The organism is Nocardiopsis sp. CA-288880, from assembly GCF_050955985.1.
Taxonomy (GTDB): domain Bacteria; phylum Actinomycetota; class Actinomycetes; order Streptosporangiales; family Streptosporangiaceae; genus Nocardiopsis; species Nocardiopsis tropica.
The window spans coordinates 5788157-5803536 of sequence record NZ_CP192105.1 but is presented as its reverse complement, the minus strand read 5'-3'; the positions used below and the strand labels follow the sequence as shown (position 1 = coordinate 5803536).

Sequence of the window (15380 nt, the reverse complement as noted above, 5' to 3'; positions counted from 1 at the left end):
CCCGCGCGCACGCGGAGGGGGCCGGACAGGTGCCCGGCCCCCTCCGGCGTTCCCGCGGCGTGCGCCGCGCCGCTACTTGACCCAGTCGACGTTGACCGGGTAGCGGTACCACTCGCCGCGGTTGGCCGCGGTGCCCGCCAGGATGCCGAACACCACGGCCAGCACCCACAGGACCAGGCTCAGGAGCCCGCCGATGAGGATGAACGACAGCGGGATCGAGATGACGTAGCCGATGGTCAGCAGGATCTGGAAGTTCAGCGCCTGCGCCGACTGGTGGCGGAGGAAGGGCGACTCGTCCTTCTTCACCAGGTACATGATCAGCGGGACGAGGAAGCCCAGCACGATCCCGCTGAGGTGGGTCAGGAGCGCCGTCGTGCGCTCCTCGGAGTTGGGCTGACCGGTCGTCGCCGACGACTGGCCGTAGCCCCCGTGGGGCGGGTAGCCGGGGGGCGGATAGCCGCCCTGCTGGTAGCCGCCGGTCTGCTCCTGGTACCCGGGCTGCCCGGGATAGCCGGGCGGACCCTGGTAGCCGCCCGGATCCTGGTGTCCGGGGTAGCCGGGCGGCGGGTACCCGCCGGGCTGTCCGGGGTGGCCGCCGCCCGGGTACCCCGAGGGGTCCTGAGGGGGCGGCGGGTATCCGCCGGACCCGCCGGGGGGCGGATAGCCGCCCGACCGGCCCCCGGAGCCGTCGTCGCGGCCGGTCGGGTCCCCCTGGCCGTAGGGGTCCTCTGGCGGGTTGTTCGGGTACGACATGGTGGTTCCTTCGGGTGGACTCGCTCGGACCGTGCTTCGGGACGGCCTCACTTCAGCAGGCGGATGCTGACCGGGTAGCGGTACCAGGTCCCCTTGTTGGCGCCGTTGGCGCCCATGACCCCGAACACGATCGACACGATCCAGACGACCGCGATGAGGAGGGATCCGATCCAGGACAGTCCTGGGAAGAAGATACCCAGACCGATGAAGACGACCCAGGCGAAGACGTACGGGATCAGCAGCGTGATCTGGAAGTTCGCCGCCTCCGAGGCGTGGTGCCGGACGAACGGCGACTGGTTGCGCTTGGCGAGGTAGACCGCGAGGGGCGGGATCCAGCCGAAGCAGGCGATCACGAAGCCCGAGAGGTGGGCGAGCATGGCCACCAGCGTGCTGTTGTCGTTCCCCTGGGCGGGCGGCTGCGGCTGGCCGTGGGCGGCCTGAGCCCCGGGGTACTGCGGCTGCTGGGGATGTCCGTAGGCCTGCGGATGCTGCGCGTGGTCGGGCTGGGGGACGTACCCCTGCGGACCGCCGGCCGGCTGGCCGTAGGGCTGCTGGGGCTGTGCCTGGTGGGGGTGCCCGTAGGGCTGCTGTGCCTGCTGACCGTAGTCCTGGTGGCCCTGGTCGGGCTGGGGGGCGTAGGGGGGCTGGCCGCCGGTCGGCTGTGCGTAGCCGGGGTGGGGCTGCTGCCCGTACGCGGGCTGGGCCCCCGAGGGCTGCCCGTACGCGGGTTGTTCGCCCGAGGGCCGGCCGTACGGGGGCTGTGCCTGGTCGGGCTGGGGGGCGTAGGGGGGCTGGCCGCCGGAGGGCTGTCCGTGGCCCGGGTGGGGCTGCTGCCCGTACGCGGGCCCGCCGTAGGGCTGCTGGGGCGGTTGTCCGTAGCCGGGCTGTCCACCGGGCTGTGCCTGGTCGGGCTGGGGGGCGTAGGGGGGCTGGCCGCCGGAGGGCTGTTCGTGGCCCGGGTGGGACTGCTGCCCGTACGCGGGCTGGGCCCCCGAGGGCTGCCCGTACGCGGGCTGGGCCCCCGAGGGCTGCCCGTACGCGGGCTGGGCCCCCGAGGGCTGCCCGTACGGGGGCTGTGCCTGGTCGGGCTGCGGGGCGTACGGGGACCGGCCGTCCGACGGCTGCCCGTACCCGGGCTGCTGCGGACGGCCCTCACCCCGGGGGTCGTGCTCCTGCTGCCCGCCGTCCGGCTGCCCGGGCTGCCGGTCCTGGTCGGGGTCCTCCGGGGACGGGGGGTTCGTCGGGGTCTCGCTCATGCTCTTCCTTGGCTCCGCTCATGAGTGGCGGTTCTTGTACTCTCGCTCGTACCGACGACCGCGCGGGGCCGGAGGCGGGCGACCGCGGCGCCGGACACCGGGTGTCCGGACCGCGCCCTGGGCAGAATCCTAGGTCCTGGGGCCGCACCGGCGCGAAAACGGCCCGGTCACGGGTGGGCGCCCCGACCCGGCGACGGGTCCCGGGGCTCGTCCGGGTGGGGCCCCGTGACGAAGTCGATGAGCTCCTCCACGCGTCCGAGCAGCGAGGGCTCCAGATCAGCATAGGTACGGACCGATCCGAGGATCCTGCGCCACGCCTCACCGGTCTCCATCCGCCACCCGAGGGCCTCGACGACGCCCTCCTTCCAGGGGCGCCCGCGCGGAACCTCCGGCCAGGCCCCGATCCCCACGGCGCCCGGCCGCACCGCCTGCCAGACGTCGACGTAGGGGTGGCCGGCGACCAGCACGTGCTCCCCGTGCACCCGCTCGGCGATCCGGCTCTCCTTGGACCCGGGGACCAGGTGGTCGACGAGGACGCCCAGGCGGCGGCCCGGGCCGGGGGAGAAGTCCGCCACGATCGAGGGCAGGTCGTCGACGCCCTCCAGGAACTCGACGGCGATCCCCTCGATGCGGAGGTCGTGGCCCCAGACCTTCTCCACGAGTTCGGCGTCGTGCGCGCCCTCCACGTAGATCCTGCTCCCGCGCGCCGTGCGCGCGGCGGCCCCGGGCACCGCCACCGAGCCGGACGCGCTCCGCAGGGGCCCCCGCGGCGCGGGCGCGGGGCGCACCAGGGTCACGGGTCTCCCGTCGAGCAGGAAGGCGGCCGGGCCGAGGTCGAACACCCTGCGGCGCCCCGCGCGGTCCTCCAGGGTCACGCTGGACCTGTCCCACGCCACGACCGCTCCGCAGAAGGCCTCGTCGGCGTCCTCCACGACCAGGTCCCGACTCAGGGCGACCTCGCGCACGGCCCCCTTACGGGGCAGCCGCCAGTCGCCTGCGAGCACGTCGCGGCCGTAGCGGCCGGTTCCCTTGGTAGCCACGGTCGTGCAGTCTACTGGGGGAGGGTGTCGGTTCATCCGCGCCGTGGCGCACGTCGCCGCGCCGGAGGGAAGATCCGGCGCCTCCGCCGGTGTTACCGCCGAGGGGTAGCCGTCCGGGTTTGCGGCCGGGCATAGAATTAGCACTGAGGACCCCGGAGTGCCAGGAGGTGGCGAGTTGCTGGACGAGCGCAAGCTCGCTGTCCTGCGAGCGGTCGTGGAGGACTTCGTCAACACGAACGAGCCCGTCGGCTCCAGGGCGCTGGCCGACCGGCACAGGCTCGGGGTCTCTCCCGCGACCATCCGCAACGACATGGTCGCGCTGGAGGAGGACGGGTACATCGCCCAGCCCCACACCAGCGCGGGACGCGTGCCCACGGACAAGGGGTACCGGCTCTTCGTCGACCGGCTCTCCTCCGTCAAGCCCCTGTCGGCGCCGGAGCGCCGCGCCATCGAGTCCTTCCTCGCCGGAGCGGTGGACCTGGACGAGATCGTCGCGCGGACCGTGCGGCTCCTCGCGCAGCTCACCCGCCAGGTCGCGATCGTGCAGTACCCGTCGCTGACCCGTTCCTCGGTCCAGCACGTCGAGCTGGTCCCCCTGGGGGGCCAGCGGGTCATGATGGTCGTGATCACCGACACGGGCAGGGTCGAGCAGCGCGTCATCGACGGCCTCGGCGAGGTCAACGGAACCGCGGTCAACGACCTGCGCTCCATGCTCAACCGCGCCATCTCCGGTCTCCACCTCGGAGAGGTGCCCGACGCGGTGGAGGACCTGCCCGCGCAGGTCCCGCCCGAACACCGCCAGATGGCGGTGGCCGTCCTCTCCGTCCTGCTGGAGAGCCTCGTCGAACGGCACGAGGAGAAGATCGTCCTCGCGGGGACGGCCAACCTCGCCGCCGTGGACTTCGCCGCCAGCCTGCGGGACGTCCTGGAGGCGCTGGAAGAGAACATGGTCCTCATCCGTTTGCTGGGTGAGGCGAAGGACCCGTCAATGCTCACGGTGCGCATCGGCGCGGAGAACTTCCACGAGGGTCTCCGGTCCACCTCCATCGTCTCGGCCGACTACGGTGTGGGAAACCAGTCGCTCGCCAAGATCGGTGTCGTGGGGCCCACCCGGATGGACTATCCGGGAACAATGGGAGCGGTACGCGCCGTGGCTCGGTATGTCGGACAGATTTTGGCAGGACAGTAACTCAGTGGCCAGAGACTATTACCAGGTTCTCGGGGTGCGTCGCGACGCGTCCAAGGACGAGATCAAGAAGGCGTACCGGAGGCTCGCGCGCGAGCTCCATCCGGACATCAACCCCGACCCCGCGACCCAGGAGCGCTTCAAGGAGGTGACCCAGGCCTACGAGGTCCTCTCCGACGAGAACAAGCGCCGGATGTTCGACATGGGCCAGGACCCCTACGCTCCCGGCGGTGGCGGCGCGGGAGGCTTCGGCGGCGGGGGCGGGTTCGCCTTCGACGACATCATGAACGCCTTCTTCGGCGGCGGCCAGCCCGGCGGGCGCGGCCCCCGGGAACGGGTCCGGCGCGGGCGCAGCATCAAGATCCGGGTCGAACTGGACCTGGTGGAGACCGCGTTCGGGGTCAGCAAGGAGATCACCTTCCCCACCGCGATCCTGTGCGAGACGTGCCAGGGCGAGGGGACCGCGGCCGGTTCGCACCGCACCACGTGCGAGATGTGCCACGGCCAGGGCGAGGTCTCCCAGGTGACGAGGTCCTTCCTGGGCCAGGTCATGACCTCCCGCCCCTGCCCGCAGTGCTCGGGCCAGGGCTCGGTCATCACCAACCCCTGCGGCGACTGCGCGGGGGAGGGCCGGGTGCGCGAGAAGGTCACCCGTACCGTCAAGATCCCGGCCGGCGTCGACGACGGCACCCGGATCCAGCTCGCCGGAGAGGGCGAGGTCGGCCCCAACGGCGGCCCGCGCGGCGACATCATCCTGGAGATCATCCAGCGTCCCCACCCGACCTTCGAGCGGCGCGGCGACGACCTGCACTGCACGGTGACGGTCCCCATGACGGCCGCCGCGCTGGGCGCGTCCTTCGCCTTCGACACCCTGGACGGGACCGAGAACATCGATCTGCGGCCGGGCACCAACTCCGGCCACGTCATCACCCTGTCCAACAAGGGCGTCACGCACCTGGACGGGGGAGGCAGGGGCGACCTGCGCATCCGCGTCGACGTGGAGACCCCGGGCAAGCTCGACGAGGAGCAGGAGAACCTCCTCCGCAAGTTCGCCGAGCTGCGCGGCGAGGACCAGTCCCCGGGGCGGTTCAGCCCCGGGCACGGCGGCCTCTTCGCCAAGCTCCGCGACGCCTTCGGCGCGAAGTGACACCCCCCGTCTTCCTGGTCGGGACCGCCGCGCTGGCGGCCGACCGGGTGACGGTGGACGGCCCCGAGGGGCACCACGCCGCCGTCGTGCGGCGCATCAGGGAGGGCGAGACCGTCGACCTGTCCGACGGTCTCGGCCTGCGTGCCCGGTGCACGGTGTCCGCCGTGGGCAGGGACCACGTCGTCTGCACGGTGGTGGAGCGCCGGGAGGAACCCGCGCCGCGTCCCCGCCTGACCGTGGTCCAGGCGCTGCCCAAGGGCGACCGCGGCGAACTGGCCGTGGAGATGATGACCGAGGCCGGGGTGGACACGATCGTGCCCTGGGCCGCCGAGCGCTCCGTCACCCGATGGAAGGGCGACCGGGCGGCCAAGGCGCTGGCCAAGTGGCGGGCCACCGCGAGGGAGTCGGCCAAGCAGGCGCGGCGGGGGCGGCTGCCCCTGGTCGAGGACCTCGCGGACCGGTCCGCCGTGGCCGGGCTGCTGTCCGGAGCCGACCTGGGCGTGGTCCTGCACGAGGACGGGGCCGGACGCCTGGCCGAACTGGACCTGCCCTCGGGCGACGGTCCGGGGATCGTCGTGGTGGTCGGCCCCGAGGGAGGGTTCTCCGACGCCGAGCTCGGCGCGTTCACCGAGGCGGGCGCCGTGCGGGCCCTGCTGGGACCGAGCGTGCTGCGCACCTCCACCGCGGGGGTCGCCGCCCTGGCGGTGCTCCAGGCGCGCACCGGGCGCTGGTAGCGGCGAGGGGCACGGGGCCGGGAGCGGGCGCACCGCCGACGGGACGACGGAGGCGGCCGGGGGAGGGATCCCCCGGCCGCCTCCGTCGTCGGACCCGGCGCGCCGGGCCCGCGTGTCACTCCCCGGGCACGGCCCGGTTGCTGGTGGCGTCGCCGCCGGTGCTGCCGGAACCGCCGCCGGAGGTCTCCTCACCGCCGCCGCCGGCCCCCTCGTCCCCGGCGCCGGAGCCGGGGGCCTCCCCGCCACCGCCGCTGCCGCTCTCGTCACCGCCGCCGGCCTCGCCGTCGGTCGGCTCCTCGCTCGGGTCGCACTCCTCCTCGGAGGCGGAGGCGCTGTCGTCCTTCTCCTCCGCGGAGGCGCTGGGGGAGGGCGCCGGCCCGTCCGCGGGGGGAGAGCAGGTGGACGCGGTCTCGACGCCCTCCTCGGCCGGGTCCTCGTCCTCGCCGGAGCTGGGCGGGCTCTCGGGGTCCCGCGGCGGCTCCGCCGGCTGCTGCGTGCTCCCCTCGGTGGAGTCGGAGGACGGGTCGGGGGCGGCCACGCCGCCGCCGTCCGCGTCGTGCTCGGGAGGGGCGCCGTGGCGGTCGGCCCCCGCCGGGACGAACTCCAGCACCTGGTCGCGGACCTGGGGGCTGGACACGACCACGGAGGCGGCGATCATCACGGCCCCCGCCACCGCCGCCACCGGTCGTAGCCAGGGCAGGCCGAACCAGGCGAAGCCGCGGTTGCGCTCGGTGCGCTCGCGGATCAGGTTCAGGGCCTCCGGAGAGGGCTCCACCGTGCTCGCCTCGGCCATGAGGACCTGGCGCAGCCGGTCCTCGAAGGCGTCTTCGGTCGGATCTGTCGGACCGGTCATGTCGTCTGCTCCAGAACAGAGCGGAGCGAGGAGATGCCACGGGACGTGTGGCTCTTCACCGCGCCCCGGCTGATCCCCATGGCGTCCGCGATCTGAGCCTCTGACAGGTCGCCGTAGTACCGGAGCACGATGGCCTCTCGCTGACGGGTGGGTAGTTTGCGCAGGGCACGGATGACCGCCTCCCGCTCCAACAGGTTCAGGGCGCCGTGTTCGGCACTGGGCGCGTCGGGGAGGGCCTTGGGGGCGTGCTTCTCCACCACAGCCCGGTGGCGGAGCACGGACCGGGCCTTGTTCACCACCGCCTGGCGGAGGTAGGACAGGGCCTTGTTCGGATCGCGCAGCCGGCGCCAGGCGCCGTGCATCGCGACGAACGAGTCCTGAACGACTTCCTCCGCGGTCGCGTGGTCGCGGACGAGAAGGGATGCGAGCCGAACGAGCGGACGGTAGTGCTCCCTGTAGAGCTCCGTCACGGCGTGGTCGGCGTCCCACTCCACCGAGAGCGGGGCCGTGGGGGCTCCGGCCACCATGGTTTCTGTCGTCACGTCAGTTCGACGCACACCCTTGTCGCGGGGTTTACGAAAGGGCATACCTCTTCTTTTCCAGGTAGACGCGCGTTTCATTCCGAACACGTGGGTACCGGGCCGGGGCGGACGTTTCCGACGACCCGACGCGCACGGGTGGAAAGCCTATCGCGCCTGGGACGGAGGCCGTTGCCGAACGGGCTCCCGGACCGCGGCCGGCGGCCTTGCCGGGAGGGGCCGCCCGGCACCGACCTGCGGCATCATGGTCCGGGACAACCCCCAGACGGCGGCCGTTCCGGCGGCCGCGAACACACCACGGAGGTTCGCGATGGCCCATGAGGACTGCCTCTTCTGCAAGATCGTGAAGGGGGAGGTGCCCGCCGAGATCGTCCGGGAGGGCGAGCGGACCCTCGCCTTCCGCGACATCAACCCCCAGGCGCCCACGCACGTGCTGATCGTCCCGCGCGACCACCACCCCGACGCCGTCACCGCTGCCGCGGCCGGCGCCGGGCTGCTGGACGAGATCGTCCGGGACGCACACGAGGTCGCCGTGGCCGAGGGCGTCGCCGACACCGGGTACCGGCTGGTGTTCAACACCGGCAGCGGGGCCGGGCAGACGGTCTTCCACCTCCACGGCCACCTCCTGGGCGGCCGCGGCCTCAACTGGCCCCCCGGGTAGGGGCCGGTCCCGGGCCCCGGACCGTTCCGGACAGGGCGCGGGCCCGGACCGCCCGGGACCCGCGCCCGGCCGCTGCCGGAACCGGCCCCGCCGGGCCCCGCGCGGCCCCGTCCACAGGCGCCGAATAACCCATCGAGCGGGGCGGGGACGCCTTGGTAGACTCGGGGTGTGGGCTTCCAGAGCCCGGTGGGACTCCTGTGGAACACCGGCGCGGAGCCCCGCCCGGCGCCCCGCACGGTGCCGGGGCCGTCCAGGAGACGCCGCGCCCGTCCAGGCGGGCGGCGCCCGAGCGAAGGGTAGGACAGCGGCCGCAAGGCCACACCATGGCCGAGACAACGCACACGCACCCGCGACGGGACACTCAGGTCAAGGTCGTGGTGCCCGACGAGCACACGATGATCAGCCTGCTGGGCTCGGGGGACGAACTCCTCAGGGCGTTGGAGCGGGCCTTCGAGAGCGACATCCACGTCCGAGGCAACGAGTTCACCATCAGCGGGACCCCCGAGGAGACCGCCGTGGTGGTCCGTCTCGTCGAGGAGCTGATCGAACTCGCCAAGAGCGGCACGCACGTCACCCCCGACACCATCGAGCGCATGGTCCACATGCTGGCGGCGCCCGGTTCGGAGCGGCCCGCGGACGTGCTCACGACCAACATCCTGTCCAACCGCGGCAAGACCATCCGGCCCAAGACGCTCAACCAGAAGCGCTACGTCGACACCATCGACCGCAGCACCGTGGTGTTCGGCATCGGCCCGGCGGGCACCGGCAAGACCTACCTGGCCATGGCCAAGGCGGTCAAGGCGCTCCAGGACAAAGAGGTCAACCGGATCATCCTCACCCGTCCCGCGGTGGAGGCCGGTGAGCGGCTGGGCTTCCTGCCGGGCACGCTCTACGACAAGATCGACCCCTACCTGCGTCCCCTCTACGACGCCCTGCACGACATGCTCGACCCCGATTCCATCCCCAAGCTGATGGCCGCCGGGACGATCGAGGTCGCGCCCCTGGCGTACATGCGGGGCCGGACCCTGAACGACTCCTTCATCATCCTGGACGAGGCGCAGAACACCTCGCCCGAGCAGATGAAGATGTTCCTGACGCGCCTGGGCTTCGGCTCCAGGATCGTGGTCACCGGTGACGTCACCCAGGTGGACCTGCCCGGCGGGCAGGCCAGCGGGCTGCGGACCATCGAGACGATCCTGAGTGACATCGACGACATCGCCTTCTGTCGGCTCACCAGCGAGGACGTCGTCAGGCACAAGCTCGTCGGCAAGATCGTCGACGCCTACGGGCGTTACGACGCCGTCCAGAACGGCCTCCAGAACGACCGCCAGGGCGACCGCAGGGGGGACCGCCGCCGCGCCGGGGGCGGCCGCGACCGGGGCCGGTCCCCGCGCGACGAGCCCTCCGACACCCCGAAGGACCCGGGGACGGGGAGCACCCGCCCCGGGGAGCGGGCAGACTGAGGTAGTACGGCGTTCGCACCGGTGGGTCCGTGAGCATGCGGGCCCACCGGTTCGGGTGTCCCGGGTGAGGGCCGCAGACGGCGCACCCACCGGCCGGGCGAGCCGCCCGGCCGCGACGATTCCAAGTGAGGCAGCCGCAACCGATGAGTATCGACGTCGCCAACGAGTCCGGCGTCACCGCAGTGGACGAGGAGCGACTCTCCCGCCTGGCCCGGCACGTGCTCGACGCCATGCGCGTCCACCCCCTGGCCGAGCTGTCCGTCGTGCTGGTGGACGAGGGGCCGATGACCGACCTGCACGTGCGGTGGATGGACGAACCGGGCCCCACCGACGTGCTCTCCTTCCCGATGGACGAGCTGCGCCCGGGCGGCCCGGGGCGCACCAGCGAGCCCGGCGTCCTCGGTGACGTGATCATCTGTCCGCAGGTGGCCGAGCGCCAGGCCGAGAAGGCCGGGCACAGCACGCAGGCGGAGATCGACCTGCTCTGCACCCACGGCATCCTCCACCTGCTGGGCTACGACCACGCCGAACCGGAGGAGCACAAGGAGATGTTCGGCCTCCAGGGCGAGATCCTCGCCGCCTGGCGCGAGCGGGAGTCCGCCGGGTCCGCGAAGGACGAGAGCTCCTGATGAGACCCGTGATGTGGCCCGACGTCGCCCCCATGACCACGGGGGAGCCCGCCGAGTGGATCACCGCCTTCGTGATCGCGCTGGTGCTGACCGCGGTGGCCGGGTTCCTGGTGGCGGCGGAGGTCGCCATCACGCGAGTCATGTCGGTGGGCCTTCCCGAGGCGTCCGGCCCGGAGCGGGCCGCCAGGGCCGACCGCCGCTGGGGCAGGGTCGCCGCCGACCCCACGCGCCACCTCAACGCGCTGCTGTTCCTGCGCGTGGTGTGCGAGGTGTGCGCGGTCATCGCGGCGGCCATGGGGATGGTGTTCCTCCTGGGGCTGGGGTGGCCCGCCCTGCTGCTGACCGCGGTGGCGATGGTCGTCGTGGAGTCCGTGCTGATCGCCATAGCGCCGCGCATCCTCGGCCGCCAGTTCGCCGGGCAGTTCGCCCGCGCGAGCGCGGCGGTGGTCTACCCGGTCCAGGTCGTGGTGGGTCCGCTCGCCCAGCTCCTGGTGGGCGCGGGGCGCGCGATCACGCCGAGGGGCAAGGGCGACCGCGAGGGGCCGTTCAGCACCGAGGTGGAGCTGCGGCAGCTGGTCGACCTGGCGGAGCAGGGGGAGGTGATCGACGCCGAGGAGCGGCAGATGATCCACTCCGTCTTCAAACTCGACGACACCTCCGTGCGCGAGGTCATGGTGCCCCGCCCCGACATCGTGTTCACGAGCCGCGACGCCGACGCCGACGCGGTCCTCACCCTGGCCCTGGGGAGCGGGTACTCGCGGATCCCCGTGACCGGCGAGGACGAGGACGACGTCGTCGGCATCGTCTACCTCAAGGACCTGGTGGACCAGCTCCGCGACCGCTGGGCGGCGTCCGCGGGCAGCGCCGGGGCGGAGGTGCCGCTCACCGCCGGCGACGTGATGCGCGCGGCGTCCTACGTGCCCGACACCAAGCCCATCGACGAGCTGCTCCGCGAGATGCAGCAGCAGCGCAACCACGTCGCGGTGGCCATTGACGAGTACGGCGGAACGGCCGGGCTGGTCACGCTGGAGGACATCGTGGAGGAGATCGTCGGGGAGATCACCGACGAGTACGACCACGAGATCCCGCCGGTGGTCTGGCTGGACGACGGCAGTGTGCGGGTGACCGCCCGGCTGCCCCTGGGCGAGCTCGACGAGCTCTTTCCCGACCGGGACCTCGACGTGCCCGACGTGGAGACCGTCGGCGGACTCGTGGCGTTCGTGCTGGGCCGGGTGCCGGTCGGCGGGGCCCGGGCCGAATACGCTGGACTGAGGCTCACCCTGGAGGGCAAGAGCAGCCGCCGCAACCGGATGACCACGGTCCTGGTGGAGCGACTGCCCGAAGAGGGGGCCGGGGCGCCGGACGACCGGGGCCGCAACGAGGACGTAAGGAGCACGGACCAGTGACGGAGACGACGGGGCTCGGCCCCGAGGACGGCAAGCTCATCACCCTCGCGCGGGCCTCCCGGGCCCGCAACGCGGCGGCGGAGGGCGCTGCGGTGCGCGACGAGACGGGACGCACGTACGTGGCCACGACGGTGTCGCTGCCCTCCCTCCGGCTGACGGCGCTCCAGGCGGCCGTGGCCGCGGCCGCCTCCAGCGAGGCCTCCGCGCTGGAGGCCGCGGTGGTCGTCACCGAGGCCAAGGAACTGACCGAGGACGACCGCGCGGTGGCGGACGACCTGAAGACCCAGGTGGTGGTGATCGCCGCCCCTGACGGGGTGCCCGCGAGCATCACCCGGCGCTGAGAAGGACCCATGAACGACCTCGACCTCGAGAAGCTGCGCGTCCCGCTGCCGGCCCCCTCCCACCCGGAGGGTTTCCGCAGCGGCTTCGCCTGCTTCGTGGGCCGCCCGAACGTTGGCAAGTCCACGCTGATGAACGCGCTGGTCGGGCAGAAGGTGGCGATCACCAGCAACCGGCCGCAGACCACGCGGCGCACGGTGCGCGGTATCGTCCACCGGCCCGGTTCCCAGCTGATCATCGTGGACACCCCGGGCCTGCACAAGCCCCGCACCCTGCTGGGCGAGAGGCTGGACTCGCTGGTGCGGTCCACCCTGGTCGAGGTGGACGTGATCGCCTTCTGCCTGCCCGCGAACGAGCCGATCGGCCGGGGCGACACCTACATCGCCAAGGAGCTGGCGGAACAGCGCAACACCCCGGTGGTCGCCCTGGTCACCAAGACCGACCTGGTCGACAAGGAGGCCGTGGGCAAGCACCTGATGGCGGTGGACGAGCTGGGCGACTGGGCCGACATCGTCCCGGTGTCCGCGCAGGGCGCGTTCCAGCTCGACACCGTCACCGACGTGCTGTCCTCGCACCTGCCGGAGGGGCCGCCGCTGTACCCGGACGGCGACCTGACCGACGAGCCGGACGAGATGCTCGTGGCGGAGCTGGTCCGCGAGGCCGCCCTGGAGGGCGTGCGCGACGAGCTGCCGCACTCCATCGCCGTGGTCGTGGACGAGATGTTCCAGCGGGAGAACACCCGGCCGGGCAAGGAGCTGGTGGACATCTACGCGTCGCTGTACGTGGAGCGCCCCAGCCAGAAGGCCATCGTCATCGGCTCGAAGGGCTCGCGCCTGCGCGACGTGGGCTCACGGGCCCGCAAGCAGATCGAGGCCCTGCTGGGCCAGCGGGTGTTCCTCGACCTGCGGGTGCGCGTGGCCAAGGACTGGCAGCGCGACCCCAAGCAGCTGCGCAAGCTGGGCTTCGACCAGCAGACGTAGCGATTCCCGTGCGGAAGGGGCGGACCGGCCGGTCCGCCCCTTCCGCCGTTCCCGGGCCGGGTCAGGCCTGGTTGTTGAGGTCCGTGGCGAGCATGGTCGCGCAGTGCTGCACGATGGGCGCGGCGCGCTCCACGAACTCCCAGCTGACACGGGCCTCCGGGCCGGAGACGGACACGGCCATGCCCGACGGGGCGCCCGCGACCGGGACCGCGACGCAGCGCACCCCGATCTCCTGTTCGCCGTCGTCGATGGCGAACCCCTGGTCGCGGACCCTGTGCAGCTCGGTGACGAACCGCTCGGGCTCGGTGATGGTGCGGTCGGTGGCCGCGGGCATCCCGGTGCGGCGCACCGTGGCCAGGGCCTCCTCGTCGCTCAGCTGGGAGAGCAGGGCCTTGCCCACCCCGGCGGAGTGCGGCAGCACACGGCGGCCGACCTCCGTGAACATGCGCATGGCGTGCGGCGAGGGGACCTGCGCCACGTAGATGACCTTGTCGCCGTCCAGCATGGCCAGGTTCGCGGTCTCCCCGAGGTCCTCCACGAGCTGGGCCAGGTGCGGCCTGGCCCAGGTCCCGAGCATCTGGGAGGCCTTGTCGCCCAGGCCGATGAGCCGGGGGCCGAGCGCGTAGCGGCGGGAGGGGAGCTGGCGCACGTACCCGTTGCCCACGAGGGTGCGGATGATGCGGTGGATGGTCGGGAGCGGGAGGCCGGAGGACTCGGCCAGCTGGCTCAGCGAGGTCTCGCCGCCCGCCTCCGCCATGATCTCCAGCAGGGAGAAGGCGCGGTCGAGCGACTGCACACCACCGGAGCGTTCGCGTTTGCCCGCTTCGTCGGTGACTGGAGAGGTCTGTGGGACTGACAACGGACGCGCTCCCATGGGCTGTGGCGTGGGTTCAAGCTCTTGCTTCTGCGATACGAAAAAGGGTTCTCGGCATCAGTGTCTTCTATAGCACGGGCGAAACCGGCTGTCCGGGTGTTCCGGGGCCGCTGTGGTCCGGGCAGTCCGGACTTCCCCATGGTCTCTCTTGTTCTTCCGGATTGCAAAAGTTAGCATCCACGATAGGAAAAACATCGCTTCGGAGAGGACACACACGTGGAAGAGGACCGGTCCGAAAGCCGTCGCCCGGCGCCCGATCTCGCCCTGGACGTGCTCACCGCGGGGCTGAACGCGCGCCTCGCCGACGCGGACGCCAGGCTCGCCCTCGCCTACCCCGGCTCCTCCGGGGCCCGGCAGCCGGTGCACACCGTGTACGTCCCGGCGGACCGGGTGCGGCCCGGCCTCGCGGCCGAGTGGGGGAAGGACGCCGCGGCCTCGCTGGCCGAGTACGCGCCGACGGCCGCGGACCTGGCGGAGGCGACGGGGACCGACGCGGCCGCGGTGGCCGAGATCCTCCCCCGGCTGGTGGACAAGCTGGTCGCCGAGCCCGTCGAGGACCTGCGCGCCGACCTGGAGGACGGCTACGGGGACCGGGGCGACGAGGCCGAGGACGCCGACGTCGTGTCCGCGGCCCGTGCCCTCTCGGCCGACCTCGCCGCGGGGCAGGCCCCGCCCCACTTCGGCATCCGCATGAAGGGGATGGAGGCCGCCGGGCGGGCCCGGGGCGCCCGCAGCCTCGCCCTCTTCCTGGTCACGCTCATGGAGGAGAACGGGGGGCTTCCCGCCAACCTGGTCCTCACCCTGCCCAAGATCACCTCGGTGGAGCAGGTCGAGGCCATGGTGTGGCTCACCGACGAGCTGGAGGAGCGCCTCGGCCTGGAGGCCGGGAGGCTGCGCTTCGAGCTCCAGATCGAGACCCCCCAGTCGATCCTGCTCCCCGACGGGACCGCGGCGGTCGCCCGCATGATCCACGCCGGGCAGGGCCGGGTCAGCGCCCTCCACTACGGGACCTACGACTACAGCGCCGCGTGCGGGGTCACCGCCGCGTACCAGAGCATGGCCCACCCGGTCGCCGACCACGCCAAGGCCGTCATGCAGGTGGCCGCGGCCGGCACGGGCGTGTGGCTGTCGGACGGATCCACCAACGTGCTGCCCGTCGGCTCCCCGGAGGAGGTGCGCTCCGCGTGGAGACTGCACGCCTCCCTGGTCCGCCGGTCCCTGGAGCGCGGGTTCTACCAGGGGTGGGACCTGCACCCGCACCAGCTCGTCACCCGCTACCTCGCCACCTACGCCTTCTACCGGGAGGCCTTCGCCCCCGCCGCCGCCCGCCTGCGCGCCTACCTCGGCGCCGTCGCGGGAGGGGTGCTGGACGAGCCGGCCACCGCCCAGGCCCTCGCCGCGGCCCTGGTCAGCGGGGTGCGCTGCGGGGCTCTGGACGAGACCGAGGTGGCAGAGGCGTCCGGGGCCGACACCGCTACCCTGGTCGGCCTGGCCACACGACGCGTCGGACAGGAGTAGGG

Annotated in this window: 16 protein-coding genes; 10 read left to right on the top strand and 6 right to left on the bottom strand. The window is 72.7% G+C overall.

Annotated elements, in window-relative coordinates:
- Positions 1-72 precede the first annotated feature (72 nt).
- The 3 genes from ACQPYD_RS25135 to ACQPYD_RS25125 all read right to left on the bottom strand — a co-directional run bounded on the left by ACQPYD_RS25135 (position 73) and on the right by ACQPYD_RS25125 (position 3049).
- Positions 73-753 (bottom strand): DUF4870 domain-containing protein, encoded by a 681-nt coding sequence (locus tag ACQPYD_RS25135; RefSeq protein ID WP_433697965.1) that lies wholly within the window; start codon positions 751-753, stop codon positions 73-75.
- Positions 754-800: 47 nt separating this feature from the next.
- Positions 801-1130, bottom strand: a complete 330-nt coding sequence (locus ACQPYD_RS25130) for a DUF4870 domain-containing protein (RefSeq protein WP_267950475.1) — start codon at positions 1128-1130, stop codon at positions 801-803.
- 1046 nt (positions 1131-2176) lie between these two features.
- Positions 2177-3049 (bottom strand): DUF3097 domain-containing protein, encoded by an 873-nt coding sequence (locus ACQPYD_RS25125; protein WP_433697964.1) that lies wholly within the window; start codon positions 3047-3049, stop codon positions 2177-2179.
- A gap of 175 nt (positions 3050-3224) precedes the next feature.
- On the opposite strand from ACQPYD_RS25125, the gene hrcA reads away from it, so the two are divergent.
- Genes hrcA through ACQPYD_RS25110 form a run of 3 tightly spaced genes read left to right on the top strand, consistent with a single transcriptional unit; the run spans position 3225 to position 6116 of the window.
- Positions 3225-4238: a heat-inducible transcriptional repressor HrcA gene (gene hrcA, locus ACQPYD_RS25120; protein ID WP_267950474.1), complete on the top strand. Its 1014-nt coding sequence runs from the start codon at positions 3225-3227 to the stop codon at positions 4236-4238.
- Between the two features lie 4 nt (positions 4239-4242).
- Positions 4243-5382 carry a molecular chaperone DnaJ gene (gene dnaJ / locus ACQPYD_RS25115; protein WP_267945986.1) on the top strand — a complete coding sequence of 380 codons (1140 nt, stop codon included), beginning with the start codon at positions 4243-4245 and terminating at the stop codon, positions 5380-5382.
- A complete protein-coding gene (locus ACQPYD_RS25110) occupies positions 5379-6116 on the top strand; it encodes a 16S rRNA (uracil(1498)-N(3))-methyltransferase (RefSeq protein WP_433697963.1) in 738 nt (245 codons plus the stop codon). Before dnaJ ends, ACQPYD_RS25110 begins: the two co-directional genes overlap by 4 nt.
- 115 nt (positions 6117-6231) lie before the next feature.
- Here ACQPYD_RS25110 and ACQPYD_RS25105 read toward each other — a convergent pair whose 3' ends face one another.
- Positions 6232-6969, bottom strand: a complete 738-nt coding sequence (locus ACQPYD_RS25105) for a hypothetical protein (RefSeq protein WP_433697962.1) — start codon at positions 6967-6969, stop codon at positions 6232-6234.
- Positions 6966-7496 (bottom strand): SigE family RNA polymerase sigma factor, encoded by a 531-nt coding sequence (locus ACQPYD_RS25100; RefSeq protein WP_267950473.1) that lies wholly within the window; start codon positions 7494-7496, stop codon positions 6966-6968. Before ACQPYD_RS25100 ends, ACQPYD_RS25105 begins: the two co-directional genes overlap by 4 nt.
- Positions 7497-7818: 322 nt before the next feature.
- Between ACQPYD_RS25100 and ACQPYD_RS25095 the strand changes: the two genes are divergently transcribed.
- The 6 genes from ACQPYD_RS25095 (at position 7819) to era (ending at position 12986) form a co-directional block, all read left to right on the top strand.
- Positions 7819-8169 carry a histidine triad nucleotide-binding protein gene (locus ACQPYD_RS25095; RefSeq protein WP_433697961.1) on the top strand — a complete coding sequence of 117 codons (351 nt, stop codon included), beginning with the start codon at positions 7819-7821 and terminating at the stop codon, positions 8167-8169.
- Positions 8170-8492: 323 nt separating this feature from the next.
- Positions 8493-9632 (top strand): PhoH family protein, encoded by a 1140-nt coding sequence (locus ACQPYD_RS25090; RefSeq protein WP_433697960.1) that lies wholly within the window; start codon positions 8493-8495, stop codon positions 9630-9632.
- Between the two features lie 143 nt (positions 9633-9775).
- Positions 9776-10261, top strand: coding sequence for an rRNA maturation RNase YbeY (gene ybeY / locus ACQPYD_RS25085; RefSeq protein WP_267945981.1), 486 nt, complete (start codon positions 9776-9778; stop codon positions 10259-10261).
- The gene (locus ACQPYD_RS25080) at positions 10261-11667 is read left to right on the top strand and encodes a hemolysin family protein (protein ID WP_433697959.1); all 1407 of its coding nucleotides are present in this window, start codon (positions 10261-10263) and stop codon (positions 11665-11667) included. Before ybeY ends, ACQPYD_RS25080 begins: the two co-directional genes overlap by 1 nt.
- A complete protein-coding gene (locus tag ACQPYD_RS25075; RefSeq protein ID WP_267945979.1) occupies positions 11664-12008 on the top strand; it encodes a cytidine deaminase in 345 nt (114 codons plus the stop codon). The genes ACQPYD_RS25080 and ACQPYD_RS25075 overlap by 4 nt, the downstream gene beginning before the upstream one ends.
- A 9-nt stretch (positions 12009-12017) precedes the next feature.
- Positions 12018-12986, top strand: a complete 969-nt coding sequence (gene era / locus ACQPYD_RS25070; protein ID WP_433697958.1) for a GTPase Era — start codon at positions 12018-12020, stop codon at positions 12984-12986.
- 61 nt (positions 12987-13047) lie between these two features.
- Here era and ACQPYD_RS25065 read toward each other — a convergent pair whose 3' ends face one another.
- Positions 13048-13782, bottom strand: coding sequence for an IclR family transcriptional regulator (locus ACQPYD_RS25065; protein WP_330160048.1), 735 nt, complete (start codon positions 13780-13782; stop codon positions 13048-13050).
- Between the two features lie 294 nt (positions 13783-14076).
- Here ACQPYD_RS25065 and ACQPYD_RS25060 point away from each other — a divergent pair, with 294 nt between their 5' ends.
- Positions 14077-15378 carry a DUF6986 family protein gene (locus ACQPYD_RS25060; protein WP_433697957.1) on the top strand — a complete coding sequence of 434 codons (1302 nt, stop codon included), beginning with the start codon at positions 14077-14079 and terminating at the stop codon, positions 15376-15378.
- Positions 15379-15380 lie beyond the last annotated feature (2 nt).

Excerpts from the sequence above, each read along its gene's own strand:
- ACQPYD_RS25135 (WP_433697965.1), bottom strand. The coding sequence starts at position 753 with ATGTCGTACCCGAACAACCCGCCAGAGGACCCCTACGGCCAGGGGGAC.
- ACQPYD_RS25130 (WP_267950475.1), bottom strand. The coding sequence starts at position 1,130 with ATGCTCGCCCACCTCTCGGGCTTCGTGATCGCCTGCTTCGGCTGGATC.
- ACQPYD_RS25105 (WP_433697962.1), bottom strand. The coding sequence starts at position 6,969 with ATGACCGGTCCGACAGATCCGACCGAAGACGCCTTCGAGGACCGGCTG.
- ACQPYD_RS25100 (WP_267950473.1), bottom strand. The coding sequence starts at position 7,496 with ATGGTGGCCGGAGCCCCCACGGCCCCGCTCTCGGTGGAGTGGGACGCC.
- ACQPYD_RS25095 (WP_433697961.1), top strand. The coding sequence starts at position 7,819 with ATGGCCCATGAGGACTGCCTCTTCTGCAAGATCGTGAAGGGGGAGGTG.
- ACQPYD_RS25090 (WP_433697960.1), top strand. The coding sequence starts at position 8,493 with ATGGCCGAGACAACGCACACGCACCCGCGACGGGACACTCAGGTCAAG.
- ybeY (WP_267945981.1), top strand. The coding sequence starts at position 9,776 with ATGAGTATCGACGTCGCCAACGAGTCCGGCGTCACCGCAGTGGACGAG.
- ACQPYD_RS25080 (WP_433697959.1), top strand. The coding sequence starts at position 10,261 with ATGAGACCCGTGATGTGGCCCGACGTCGCCCCCATGACCACGGGGGAG.
- era (WP_433697958.1), top strand. The coding sequence starts at position 12,018 with ATGAACGACCTCGACCTCGAGAAGCTGCGCGTCCCGCTGCCGGCCCCC.